The organism is Saccharopolyspora kobensis, from assembly GCF_900108315.1.
Lineage (GTDB): Bacteria > Actinomycetota > Actinomycetes > Mycobacteriales > Pseudonocardiaceae > Saccharopolyspora > Saccharopolyspora kobensis.
Genome location: NZ_FNVB01000005.1, coordinates 140,547 through 152,977, shown reverse-complemented (window position 1 = coordinate 152,977; position 12,431 = coordinate 140,547). Strand labels below are relative to the sequence as shown.

Sequence of the window (12,431 nt, the reverse complement as noted above, 5' to 3'; positions counted from 1 at the left end):
CTGGAGGCCGCACCGTTGACCCCACTCGATCTTGAAGTGGAGGTTTCGATGCGACGTGTGATCGGCCTGCTGGCCGCGGCGCTGCTGCTCACCGGGTGCGCGGGCACCGCCCGCGCCGCCCCCGCGCTGGACGTCGGCAGCGGTGCGATCGACGAGCCGCTCGCGGTGGTCGTGAGCGGATTGACGCCGGGAGAGCGGGCTTCGGTCTGGGCGCGGATGACCGACGACCGCGGTCGGCTGTGGACTTCGTGGGCGACGTTCGCGGCGGATCGCGGTGGGCGCGTGGACATCGCCGAGCACGCCCCGGTCGGCGGCTCCTACGCCGGAGCCGACCCCACCGGTCTGCTGTGGTCGATGCGGCTGCCGTCCGGAGAACCGGTGTCCGAATCGCGAGCGGCGTTGAGCGGACCGGAGATCCAGCTCACCGTCGGCGTCGACATCGGCGGGCGCACCGTGGCGCAGGAACCGGTGGTGGTGCCGTTGCACGCGCCGGGCGTGCGGTCGGTGCCGGTCGCCGAGGACGGGCTGGTCGGGGATCTCCACCTGCCGCCCGGTCCCGGGCCGCACCCGGGCGTGATCCTGCTGGGCGGATCGGAGGGCGGGCGGCCGAATCCCGAGCTGGGGCGGTTCCTGGCCGGGAAGGGCTTCGCCGTGCTGGGCCTGGCCTACTTCGGGCTGCCCGGGCTGCCGCCCGCGCTGGACCGGATCCCGGTCGAGTACGGCGACCGCGCGGTGGGCTGGCTGCGGGCGCGGCCGGAAGTGTCCGACGGGCGCGTCGGCGTGGTCGGCTTGTCCAGGGGCGGCGAGTTCGCGCTGGTGCTCGGCGCTTTCTCGCCCGGCGTGGGCGCGGTGGCGTCGGTCGTCGGGTCCGGAGCGGTGTTCCCGAGCATGGCGCCGCAGGCGTCGTCCTGGACGCACGCCGGTGCCGACCTCCCGCCGCTGGTGATCGCGGCACCCGGCTCGCCGGTCGGCTTCCTGGCCGATGCCGCGCGCGGACGGCCGGGGAGGTTCGTCGACACCCAGGGCACGACGGCCACGCGGGAGGAACTGGATCGCGCGGCGATCCCGGTGGAGCGCAGCGATGCCGCGTTCCTGCTGGTGTCTGCGGAGCGGGACGAGATGTGGCCGTCGCAGCGGCTGCTGGACGTCGCCGCCCGGCGGCTCGGCGACCGGGCCGAGCACGTGGTCCAGCCGGGAGCCGGGCACTTCATCCTCGACGTGCCGAACCTCCCGACCTCCTACACGACCGCGGCCGCGTTGATCCCGGGCGTCTTCTGGGCCGCGGGCGGCGGAACGCCGCAGGCCAACGCGGCAGCCACCGCGGACACCGTCCGCCGCGTCGTCGAGCTGTTCCAGGAGGAATTGTGATCGGCATTGCTTTCGGTGCGGCCTACGCGGCGCTGATCGCGCTGCTCGGCGTCCTCTTCGGGTATCCGCTCGATCCGGTGCTGATCGGGTTGGCGGTGCCGGCGGCCCTGGCGTTGTTCATCCGCCGGAAGACCTGGGCACCGATGTGGTGCCTCGGCGCGGTCACGGCACTGGTGGTGCTCGGCGAGATCGTGGGCTCCGGCGAGCGCATCGAGATCGGCGGAGTGCTCGTCGGCACTGGTCCGCAGTGGATCGGGGCGTTGGTCGCGGGCTGGCCGAGGTTGCTCGTGCTCGTCGGCGCGGCCGGGCTCCGGCGCGGTCAGGAGCGGCCGCGCAGGCGGAAGGCGCTCGGGCGGGCCGCGGCGCTGGCCGTGATCGCGACCGCGTGCACCGCGTTCGGAACGACGCTCTCCGGCGGGTTGCTGGTCTGGGCGCTGGTGGGCAACGCCCTCGCGTTCGCGGTGGTGGGCTTCCTGCTGCTGCGGTCCGGGCTGGTGCTCCCGGCGCTGCTGCTGGCCGCCGGCGCGCTGCTGGCCGGATTCGACGAGCAGCTCGTCGACGTCGGCGCTCCGGCGGCCACGCACCTGCTGCTCTGGCCCGCGCACCTCGCGGTGGCCTTGCTGGCGGCGGGGCTGGAAGCGCTGGTCAGGCGGATCAGGCGCCGCTGAAAAGCAAACGGGGCCGCAGGTGTCTGCGGCCCCGTCCGGTGCCTCGGATCAGAGGGCGTTGAGCTTGGTCAGCACGTCCTGCTGCCCGGCGAGGAAGTCCTCGGCCAGCTTGCGCATGGCCTGCGACTGGCCCTCCTCCTGCTCGGAGCGGGCCAGCTGCGCGGCGCTCTGCTCCAGCGCCTGCACGGCCTGCTTCCACTGCTGGTCGAACTGCGCGCCGGTGACCTGCTTCAGCTGGTCCACCTGCTGCGGGGACTGCTGGCCGGTGCCGTCGGCCTGGTCGGCGGCGTCCTCCGGGGCGCTGCCCGACTCCTGGCCCGCGGCCGAGGTCAGGAACGCGTTGAGCTGGCCGATCTGCAGCTGCGCGGACTGCTGGAGCTCGCCGGCGAGCGCCTTGGCGTCCGCGCTCTGCGCGTTCGTCTGGGCCAGCTGCGTCAGTTCCAGCACCTGCTGGCGGTTGGCGAGCAGCTGCTGGGCGAACTCGCGGTCCGTCTCGCTGTGCTCACCCGCGCCGTGCTGCCCGGCGTTGTGCTGCGCGGTCGCCGGCGGCGGCGTGCCGGGGGCCGGGGGCTGGTCGCTCGGTGCCTCGGCAGGCGTGCAGCCCGCGAGGGCGAGACCGCCGATCAGCACAGCGCCGATGATCGTGCTCCTCCGCACGTGCTTCCCCTCCAGGATCTGGTGGACGTCGTCCCAGGGCGGCCCGTCGAACTGCTCGCAGGTCGGGCTGCCGGACCTGTTGACCAGTAGGCTAGCCGCCCGTCCAGAACCTGCTAGTGGATGGGTTGCCTGGGTGGTCGCTCAGCGGAACCTGAGTGCTTCCCCGGCCTGCGGGTGTCGCTCCTGGTGCATGGCCCGATGCACGGCGGAGGGGCCGTCCTCGCCGGGGAACCGCCCGGAACCCGCCGGTGGCCGCCCCGCGCAGCTGGGTGCGAGCGCTTCACCGGCGCGGATGGCCTCGCCGGCAGGCTTGCGGGCGACATCGCCGCCGGGCCCGCGGTGATCGCGGCCTGTCGGGTCGATCTCACTCGGGGTGACCGGGCGCGGGGCAATGAATAGGGTGGCTACGGCCCGGCCGAACTGCGGCCGGGAGCCGGGACTAGTATCCGCAGTCGGCAGCGATCGCGACTGGCTCGTCCTGCAGTCGCCCTGCGGGGTGTCGCATGCTGTCATCCGGCCCACCCGGGTCGGGGCGGATCCGACCGGATCCGATGAAGGCTTCAAGGGAGTGCAGGAGGCACCGTGACGGCCGTCGCGCCACAGCCGATCGCCACGCGCCCCTATCCGGTGCGCAAAACGGTCAAGGGTTCGTTCATGGCGCGGATGTTCCGCACCACGGACCACAAGCAAATCGGCATCCTCTACCTGGTCACGTCGATGGCGTTCTTCCTGGTCGGCGGCCTGATGGCGATGCTGATCCGCGGTGAGCTCGCCGTTCCGGGGATGCAGTTCCTGTCGCAGGAGCAGTACAACCAGCTGTTCACCATGCACGGCACGGTGATGCTGCTGCTGTACGCGACGCCGATCCTGTTCGGCTTCGCGAACTACATCCTGCCGCTGCAGATCGGTTCCCCCGACGTCGCGTTCCCGCGGCTGAACGCCCTCGGGTACTGGCTGTACTCGTTCGGCGGTCTGATGGTCGTCAGCGGCTTCCTGCTGCCGGGCGGTGCCGCGGACTTCGGCTGGTTCGCCTACACGCCGCTGTCGGACGCCCTGCACTCGCCGGGTCACGGCGCGGACATGTGGATCGCGGGTCTGGCCGTCGGTGGTCTGGGCACCATCCTGGGTGCGGTGAACATGATCACCACGGTGGTCTGCCTGCGGGCGCCGGGCATGACGATGTTCCGGATGCCGATCTTCACCTGGAACATCCTGGTGACCAGCGTGCTGATCCTGATGGCGTTCCCGATCCTGACCGCCGCGCTGCTGGGCCTGATGGCCGACCGGCACCTGGGTGCGCACGTGTTCGACCCGGCCAACGGCGGCGTGATCCTCTGGCAGCACCTGTTCTGGTTCTTCGGCCACCCCGAGGTCTACATCGTGGCGCTGCCGTTCTTCGGCATCGTCTCGGAGATCTTCCCGGTGTTCAGCCGCAAGCCGATCTTCGGCTACTCCGGCCTGGTGTACGCCACGCTGGGCATCGCGGCCCTGTCGGTCGTGGTGTGGGCGCACCACATGTACGCCACCGGCGCGGTGCTGCTGCCGTTCTTCGCCTTCACCACGTTCCTGATCGCGGTCCCGACCGGTGTGAAGTTCTTCAACTGGATCGGCACCATGTGGAAGGGCCAGCTGACCTTCGAATCACCGATGCTCTTCAGCGTCGGCTTCCTGGTCACCTTCCTCTTCGGCGGTCTGACCGGTGTGCTGCTGGCGATGCCGCCGGTCGACTTCCACGTCTCCGACACCTACTTCGTGGTGGCGCACTTCCACTACGTGCTCTACGGCACGATCGTGTTCGCGACCTTCGCCGGCATCTACTTCTGGTTCCCGAAGATGACGGGCCGGATGATGGACGAGCGGCTGGCCAAGCTGCACTTCTGGCTGACGTTCATCGGCTTCCACGGCACCTTCCTCGTCCAGCACTGGCTGGGCAACGAGGGCATGCCGCGTCGGTACGCCGACTACCTGGAGTCCGACGGCTTCACCATGCTGAACACGATCTCCACGATCGGCGCGTTCATCCTGGGCGCCTCGATGCTGCCGTTCCTCTACAACGTGTTCAAGAGCTACCGCTACGGCGAGGTCGTCGAGGTCGACGACCCGTGGGGCTACGGCAACTCCCTGGAGTGGGCCACCTCCTGCCCGCCGCCGCGGCACAACTTCACCGAGCTGCCCCGGATCCGCTCCGAGCGCCCGGCCTTCGAGCTGCACTACCCGCACATCGCCGAGCGGATGCGACTCGAAGCGCACCTGAGCCTCACCGGCAAGACCCTCGCCCACAAGCACGAGGGCGGCGGCACGGCCACGGCGGTGAAGCAGAAGCCGGTCACCAAGGACGAGTCCAACAGGGACGACACCACCGAGAAGTGATCTGCGCGCTAGCCCCGCGGTACGCACCTGTGCCAGGGTGGAGCTAGCTCGACGACGAGCCCCGGCGGGCCATGCTCGCCGGGGCTCGACGTTTGTCAGGGGCTTTTGAGAGAGGAAGAACCGCTGTCGTGAGCACGTCGAACGCGACCACCGTCCTGATCACCGTGACCGGGAAGGACAAGCCGGGCGTCACCTCCGTGCTGTTCGCCGCGCTGACCCGGCACGGCGTGGACATCGTCGACGTCGAGCAGGTGGTGATCCGGGGTCGTCTGGTGCTCGGCGTCCTGGTGTCCACCGAACGCGACCCGGAGCAGCTGCAGGAGGCGGTGGAGCAGGCGATGGCCACCGTCGGCATGACCGTCGACGTGGCGATCGGCGCCGCGGACGGCGACGGCAGCAAGCTCTCCTCCAGCCACGTGGTGGTGGTGCTCGGGCAGCCGCTGACCGCGCGCCACTTCAGCGAGGTCTCCCGCGGGCTGGCCGAGATCGGGATCAACATCGACTCGATCCGGCGGGTCGCCGACTACCCGGTGACCGGGCTGGAGCTGCAGGTCAGCGCACCGGAGTCGGACGACGACACGGCGCTGACCCAGGCGATGGCCGACATCGCCGCCCGCGTCGGGGTGGACCTGGCGGTGGAGCGCACCGGGCTGGCCCGGCGGGCGAAGCGACTGGTGGTCTTCGACGTGGACTCCACGCTGATCCAGGGCGAGGTCATCGAGATGCTGGCCGCGCGGGCCGGCTGCGAGGACCAGGTCCGCGAGGTCACCGAGCGCGCCATGCGCGGCGAGCTTGACTTCGCCGAATCGCTGCGGCAGCGGGTGGCGGTGCTGGAGGGCCTGCCCGCGTCGGTGCTGGACGACGTCGCCGCGGAGCTGGAGCTCACCGCGGGCGCCCGCACCACGATCCGCACGCTGCGGCGGCTGGGCTTCCACACCGGTGTGGTCTCCGGCGGGTTCACCCAGATCATCGACCAGCTGGTGGACGAGCTCGGCCTGGACTTCAGCGCGGCGAACGAGCTGGAGGTCGTGGACGGCAAGCTGACCGGCCGGGTGATCGGCGAGATCGTGGACCGCGCCGGCAAGGCGAAGGCGCTGCGCCGCTTCGCCGAGTCCTTCGGCGTCCCGGCCGCGCAGTGCGTCGCGGTCGGCGACGGGGCCAACGACATCGACATGCTCTCGGCGGCGGGACTGGGCGTGGCGTTCAACGCCAAGCCCGCGCTGCGCGAGGTCGCCGACACCGCCCTGTCCCACCCGTTCCTGGACGCGGTGCTGTTCGTCCTGGGCGTCACCCGCGCCGAGATCGAGTCGGCCGACGCCGAGGACGGAGTGCTGCGGCGGGTCCCGCTGGACGTGTGATGCGCCCTGGGAATAACGACGGCCCGGAAGCGGCTGACGGAGGTGTGCAGGACACCGCCTTCGACGTGCTGGACCCGCTGATCACCCGCTACGCCTCCTGGCTGGCCCTGCCGGGTGCGGCCACCGCGGCCACCTCGGACGAGGACCCGGAGAACGTGGTGCTGATGCCGATGGTCCTGCGCATCGAGCGGCGAGAGCCACCGGACCGCACGGCGCTGCTGGAAGCGGCGGCGTCGGCGGCGCTGGCGGTGTGCCTGGACGAGCGCTGCAAGCCGGGCGGCGAGTGGCACGAGGCCATGAGCACCTGGATCAGCGGCCGCATCCGCAAGGTGGCGCGGCGGGCGCGCGGAGCGCACTGGGAAGCGGTGCAGTCGCTGCCCGGCCGCACCTTCGAGGTCGGCAACGCCGAGGTGCGGGCCTTCCTGCCGATGCGCGTGGCGGACATGCCGAAGGAGCTCAGCCGCCTGCAGATCTCCGGCAGCGAACTGGATTCCGACGACCCGGGGGCCCCGGCCCCGGACGCGCCGGTGCTGTGGCTGAACCCGGACGTCCCGATGAGCGCGGGCAAGTCGGCGGCCCAGGTCGGCCACGCGACGATGATCCTGGCTTCCCTGCTGCACGGCGAAGGCATGACCGCGGAGCTGGAGCGCTGGTCCGCCGACGGCTTCCGCTGCTCGGTCCGCAAGGCCGACGCGGACACCTGGGCGGGCCTGCACCCGCGAGACAACCCGGAGAAGGCCTGGCGGGAAGCCCGAGTGGGCATGGTCCGAGACGCGGGCTTCACCGAAGTGGACCCGGGCACGGTCACCGTCCTCGCCCAATGGCGCCAGAATTCCTGACAGTTAGTCACGTTCCTGGGTAGGGTCCCCCGCGTGTCAGTGGGGGACTCAGACCTAACAGCCCTGGCCCGAGCCGTGTCCGCGGGCGAGCGACCGGTCAAGGCGTTCTACGCGGCGTTCGCGAAGGCCGTCGTCTACGCCCGGAGGCCGGAGAAGCCCGGCGTGTTCGTGACGGACACAGAGAGCCAGGGCCGGTGGACGGTGGCGTTCACGACCCTGGATCGCCTAGCCGCCCACGCGGGGGCGTGCGACTACATCTCGATGCCGGGCGCGATCTTCCTGGAGCTGGTGCCGCCCGGTGTGGGCGTGATGGTCGATCCCGATGACGACCACCGGCTGCCGCTGGTCGCGCGGGTCGACGACTTCTTCGCGCTCGAACGGGAGTGGAAGCGCACGGCGCCGGCGCGCCAGGCCGCTGCTCGCAAGGCGGTGCGGTGAATTTGGACGGCAACGGTTTTCACGTCGAGATCGAGCTGCTGGAAGCCGCGGCGAGGAACATGGACGAACTCGTCGCCGGGCAGGACAACTCGGAGCTGAGCGAGCTTCCGGGCGCGAGCGAGTCCTACGGGCACGCCGATCTGCTCTCGGCCTTGACGGAGTTCTGCGACCGGTGGTCGGTCGGCCTGGACGCGCTGTGCGACCGGGCGACCCGGATGAGCTATTCGCTCGCCGAAACCGCCAAGGCGTACCGGGAAGCGGATCAGGCCGGTGCGGACGCGCTTTCCGTCGATCCGGGGCTCGATGCCGTGCAGCCGCCGACGACGATTCCGGGGATGGGCCGATGACCCACGAGCTCGGGCAGGTCACCGAGCCGACGCTGCTGGTGCCCGGAGACCCGGACGCGATCATGGCGAACGCCCGGTTCATCCGGGAGCGAGCGGTCAGGGCGTCCGAGACCGGCGAAGCGCTGAAACGGATCGATGCCGGTGGGTGGAGCGGCGAGGCCGCGGACCTCTGGCACGAGCAGCACCAGACCGATGTCCCGCGCTGGTTCGACGGCGGTGATTCGCTGGCGGCCGGGGCTGCCGCGCTTGAGGAGTACGCGCGGGTGCTGCGGTGGGCCCAGGCCGAGGCGGCCGAGGCCGCCCGGTTGTGGGCGGAGGGCGAAGCCGCCACCGAGCAGGCGAAGCTGGACTACGAGAAGGCCGTCGCCGACGCACAAGGCGGTGCGGTCGCTCCCTTCGTCGACCCCGGTGCGGAACGGCGGCAGGCGGCCCAGGACATGCTGCGAGCGGCTCGGCAGGAACTGGCCGGAGAGGGCGACCGCGCTGCCTTCGCGCTGCGGGAAGAAGCCGCGGTGGCGCCCCAGGACTCCCAGGCGCAGATCGACGCGAACTTCTACGGCGCGCTCTGGGAAGGTTTCAGCGGCACGTTCACCGCGTTCTACGACGCCTTCTCCGATCCGCTGGGGACGGTGAAGGCGATGGCCTACGCCGCCACCCACCCCGTGGAGACGTTCAAGGAGATGGTCTCCTGGAACGATTTCGCCAACGGGCGCGGTGAAGTGGGGCTGGGCCGGATCACCGGCGAGGTCATCGGCGGCGTCCTCACCGGTGGGATCGGCAAGATCCTCAAGACGCTCAAGAAGCTTCCGGACGCTCCCGAACACCGGGTTCCGGTTCCCGAGCGGCAGACGACCGGGGACCCGATCGACGTCGCCACCGGGAGCATGGTGCTCGCGCAGACCGATGTCGAACTCCCGGGCCTGCTTCCCCTGGTCCTCAAGCGGTTGCACCTGTCGTCCTTCCGGGCCGGTCAGCACTTCGGCCCGACGTGGGCTTCGACGCTGGACCAGCGGTTGGAGCTGGACGGGACCGACGTGTGCTTCGTCGCCGACGACGGCACGCTCTCCCTCTTCCCGCAGCCGGCGCAGGGAGCGTCCGCCGACGCGGTGACCGGGCCGCAGCGGCGCTTGGCGCGTTTCGAGGGCGACGCCTACACGATCACCGACGTGGCGCAGGGCAGGACGCTGCACTTCGGCCCTGCGGGCGAGATCCGGCCGTTGACCGCGATCGTCGATCGCAGCGGCCAGCGCATCGACGTCGAGCGCGATGCCGACGGCGTGCCCGTCGAGGTGCGGCACTCCGGCGGCTACCGCATCCGGGTGGATTCCGACGCCGGTCTGGTGACGGCGTTGCACCTCCGCGATGCGGACGACGGCGATGACGTGCTGCTGATGCGCTACGGCTACGAGGACCAGCGGCTCACGGAGGTGATCAACGCCTCCGGTCTGCCGCTTCGGTTCACCTACGACGAGTCCGGGCGCATCACGAGCTGGACCGACCGCAACGACAAGTGGTACCGCTACGTCTACGACGATGGTGGCCGGGTCGTGGAAGTGGAGGGCTCGGGCGGGTTCTTCAGCGGCACGCTGGAGTACGACCACGAGAACCGGATCACCTGCTGGACCGATTCGCAGGGCGCGCGAACCGAGTACCACCTCAACGAAGCCGGTCAGACGGTCCGCGAGGTCGATGCGCAGGGCGGCGAGATCCGGTCCGAGTGGGACGACCGGGACCGGTTGCTCTCCCGGACAGATCAGCTCGGCCGCACGGTCCGCCACGAGTACGACGAGGTCGGCAACCTGGTCGCGGTCACGCGTCCGGACGGCAGCCAGACCCGGATCGAGTACGACGACCTCCGCCTCCCGGTCACGATCATCGCGCCCGATGGCGCGGTGACGCGCCGGGAGCACGACGAGCGCGGGAACGTCGTCAGGTCGGTCGACGCGCTCGGTGCGGTCACCACCTACGCCTACGACGAGCGCGGTCATCTGGCCAGCTTCACGGACGCGCTGGGCAACGTGCGGCGCGTCGAGACGGACGCGGCAGGTCTTCCGGTCGTCGTGACCGACCCGATGGGCAACGCGACCCGCTACGCGCGGGACGGGTTCGGCCGGGTCGCGGAGGTGGTGGATCCGCTGGGCGGCACCACCCGGTTCGGCTGGACGGTGGACGGCAAACCGGCGTGGCGCACCTCGCCGGACGGCGCGACCGAGCGCTGGCTGTACGACGGAGAGGGCAACCTCCGCACCTTCGTCGACGCCCTGGGCCAGGAGACGCACACCGAGGTCACGCACTTCGACCTGCCGTCGGCGGAGATCCGGCCCGACGGGACGCGCCTGGAGTTCGACTACGACACCGAGCTCCGCCTGGTCGCCGTCACCAACGAGCAGGGCCTGGTGTGGCGCTACGACTACGACGTGGTGGGCAACCTCGCGCGGGAGATCGACTTCAACGGCCGCGCGGTCACCTACCGGCACGACGCGGCGGGACAGCTGATCGAGCGCACCAACGGTGCCGGCGAGACCACCTCGTTCTCCCGCGACGTCCTGGGAAACGTGATCGAGCGCCGCAACGGCTCGGTGACGTCGACCTTCACCTACGACCCGCTGGGCCGCCTGCTCGAAGCGATGGACGGCGACACCCAGGTCACCTTCGAGCGCGACCCGGCCGGACGCGTGCTCGCCGAGACCATCAACGGCCGCACCGTGGCGTCGGTGTACGACCCGCTGGGCCGCAGGATCCGGCGCCGCACGCCATCGGGCGCGGAGAGCGTGTGGGAGTACGGCCCGAACGGTAGGCCGAGCGCGCTGCACACGGCAGGCCGCACCCTGCGTTTCGGCTACGACCGCGCAGGTCACGAGGTTCAGCGCGATCTGGGCCCGGACGTCGTCCTGGCCCAGGCCTGGAACGCCAACCACCAGCTGCTCTCGCAAACCCTCGACCGGGCCGGTCAGCAGGTCCAGCGGCGCTCGTACACCTACCGCGCGGACGGGTACCTGACCGGGCTCGACGACAAGCTCACCGGCCCGCGCACGTTCGACCTCGACCGCCTCGGCCGGATCACCGCGGTGAACGGGCCAGGCTGGTCCGAGCGCTATGCCTACGACGCGGCGGGAAACCTCGCGCACGCGTCCTGGCCGACCAGCGACCCCGAGGAGCTCGGGGACCGCGAGTACAGCGGCACGCTGATCCGCCGAGCGGGCAAGGTCCGCTACGAGCACGACGCCCAAGGCCGGGTGGTGCTCCGCCAGCGGAAGCGTCTGTCCCGCAAGCCCGACACCTGGCGCTACTTCTGGGACGCCGACGACCGCCTGACCGAAGTCCTCACCCCGGACGGAGCCCGCTGGCACTACCGCTACGACCCGCTCGGCCGTCGAGTCGCCAAGCAGCGACTCACCCCCGACGGCTCTCGCGTCCTGGAGCAGATCGAGTTCATCTGGGACGCGGCGGTCCTGGCGGAACAAGCCCACACCGACGGCCTGCCCAACGGCCCGCACCTGCTGGACGCGCGGGTGACGGTCTGGAACCACGAGCCGGGCACCTTCCGCCCGCTGACCCAAGCGCAACGCTCAGCGGTCCGAAACGCGCCCCAGCGCTGGATCGACGAGCAGTTCCACTCGATCATCACCGACCTCGTCGGAACCCCGACGGAACTGATCGACGACCAAGGCGCGGTGTCCTGGCACCGACGAACAACCCTCTGGGGAGTAACCCCCGACCAGTCCCGAGCGGGCGCCTACACCCCACTCCGCTTCCCAGGCCAGTACCACGACCCCGAAACCGGCTTCAACTACAACTACCACCGCCACTACGACCCGAACACGGGGCGCTACGCGAGCAACGATCCGCTCGGTCTTGCCGCAAGCCCTCGCCCGCAGAGCTATGTCTCGAATCCGTCTCGTCAGATCGATCCGTTCGGCCTGGTTCCGTGCCCGGACGATTCAAAGCTGCCCGGTAGCGGTCCGATTCCGGGAGTTTTGGAAGTAAGTGAACGGGTCAAATCGGTCGGTGCTGTCGAGAACTTTTTCCCGAAGGGGGAGCGTGACTTTGTATTTGATCCAGTTCAGAACAGGTTTGTGACTGGATCTGAGCAAGGGATTCTCGGGCATGACGGGCTTCGGGAATCAATCGGTGGGAATCCGTCCGATGTGGTCGGAGGTCGACTGTCTCGCGGACCGAACGGCGAATTCTTGACGAATGAATGGTCTGGTCACTACGGGCATCAATGGACGCCGGAGATCAGGCAGAAGTTCGTTGAGTTTATGGGCGAGTATGGTCTTGAAGTTGCGCATACGCCGTGGAGAGGATGATGAGAGTACACTGCTGGAGTCATCTGCACGCCTGATCGCGATGAACTATTTGGGTGTTTTCTTCGCTTTCGGTGGC

General features: G+C 70.2%; 9 protein-coding genes. 8 read left to right on the top strand and 1 reads right to left on the bottom strand.

Annotation, left to right across the window (positions count from 1 at the left end):
* The first annotated feature begins 48 nt into the window (after nucleotides 1-48).
* Nucleotides 49-1,368: an acyl-CoA thioesterase/bile acid-CoA:amino acid N-acyltransferase family protein gene (locus tag C4T78_RS17565; RefSeq protein ID WP_093348929.1), complete on the top strand. Its 1,320-nt coding sequence runs from the start codon at nucleotides 49-51 to the stop codon at nucleotides 1,366-1,368.
* A complete protein-coding gene (locus tag C4T78_RS17560; protein ID WP_093348927.1) occupies nucleotides 1,365-2,036 on the top strand; it encodes a hypothetical protein in 672 nt (223 codons plus the stop codon). The genes C4T78_RS17565 and C4T78_RS17560 overlap by 4 nt, the downstream gene beginning before the upstream one ends.
* A gap of 48 nt (nucleotides 2,037-2,084) precedes the next feature.
* Here C4T78_RS17560 and C4T78_RS17555 read toward each other — a convergent pair whose 3' ends face one another.
* Nucleotides 2,085-2,693, bottom strand: coding sequence for a DUF305 domain-containing protein (locus C4T78_RS17555; protein WP_093348924.1), 609 nt, complete (start codon nucleotides 2,691-2,693; stop codon nucleotides 2,085-2,087).
* A gap of 582 nt (nucleotides 2,694-3,275) precedes the next feature.
* Between C4T78_RS17555 and ctaD the strand changes: the two genes are divergently transcribed.
* The 6 genes from ctaD (at nucleotide 3,276) to C4T78_RS17525 (ending at nucleotide 12,355) form a co-directional block, all read left to right on the top strand.
* Complete coding sequence (gene ctaD, locus C4T78_RS17550) at nucleotides 3,276-5,063, top strand: aa3-type cytochrome oxidase subunit I (protein ID WP_235863230.1); 1,788 nt, start codon at nucleotides 3,276-3,278, stop codon at nucleotides 5,061-5,063.
* A 128-nt stretch (nucleotides 5,064-5,191) separates the two neighbouring features.
* Nucleotides 5,192-6,421, top strand: coding sequence for a phosphoserine phosphatase SerB (serB, locus tag C4T78_RS17545; RefSeq protein WP_093348922.1), 1,230 nt, complete (start codon nucleotides 5,192-5,194; stop codon nucleotides 6,419-6,421).
* Entirely contained in the window at nucleotides 6,421-7,260 is an 840-nt protein-coding gene (locus C4T78_RS17540) for an aminoacyl-tRNA hydrolase (protein WP_093348919.1), read from the top strand. The genes serB and C4T78_RS17540 overlap by 1 nt, the downstream gene beginning before the upstream one ends.
* Before the next feature lie 33 nt (nucleotides 7,261-7,293).
* Nucleotides 7,294-7,698 (top strand): SseB family protein, encoded by a 405-nt coding sequence (locus C4T78_RS17535; RefSeq protein WP_177247470.1) that lies wholly within the window; start codon nucleotides 7,294-7,296, stop codon nucleotides 7,696-7,698.
* Nucleotides 7,695-8,045 (top strand): hypothetical protein, encoded by a 351-nt coding sequence (locus C4T78_RS17530; protein WP_235863225.1) that lies wholly within the window; start codon nucleotides 7,695-7,697, stop codon nucleotides 8,043-8,045. Before C4T78_RS17535 ends, C4T78_RS17530 begins: the two co-directional genes overlap by 4 nt.
* Nucleotides 8,042-12,355, top strand: a complete 4,314-nt coding sequence (locus C4T78_RS17525; protein WP_143185757.1) for a putative T7SS-secreted protein — start codon at nucleotides 8,042-8,044, stop codon at nucleotides 12,353-12,355. Before C4T78_RS17530 ends, C4T78_RS17525 begins: the two co-directional genes overlap by 4 nt.
* Nucleotides 12,356-12,431: the final 76 nt, after the last annotated feature.

What these genes read in the sequence shown, in the direction of transcription:
- C4T78_RS17565 (WP_093348929.1), top strand. Translation starts at nt 49, where the DNA reads ATGCGACGTGTGATCGGCCTGCTGGCCGCGGCGCTGCTGCTCACCGGG.
- C4T78_RS17540 (WP_093348919.1), top strand. Translation starts at nt 6,421, where the DNA reads ATGCGCCCTGGGAATAACGACGGCCCGGAAGCGGCTGACGGAGGTGTG.
- C4T78_RS17525 (WP_143185757.1), top strand. Translation starts at nt 8,042, where the DNA reads ATGACCCACGAGCTCGGGCAGGTCACCGAGCCGACGCTGCTGGTGCCC.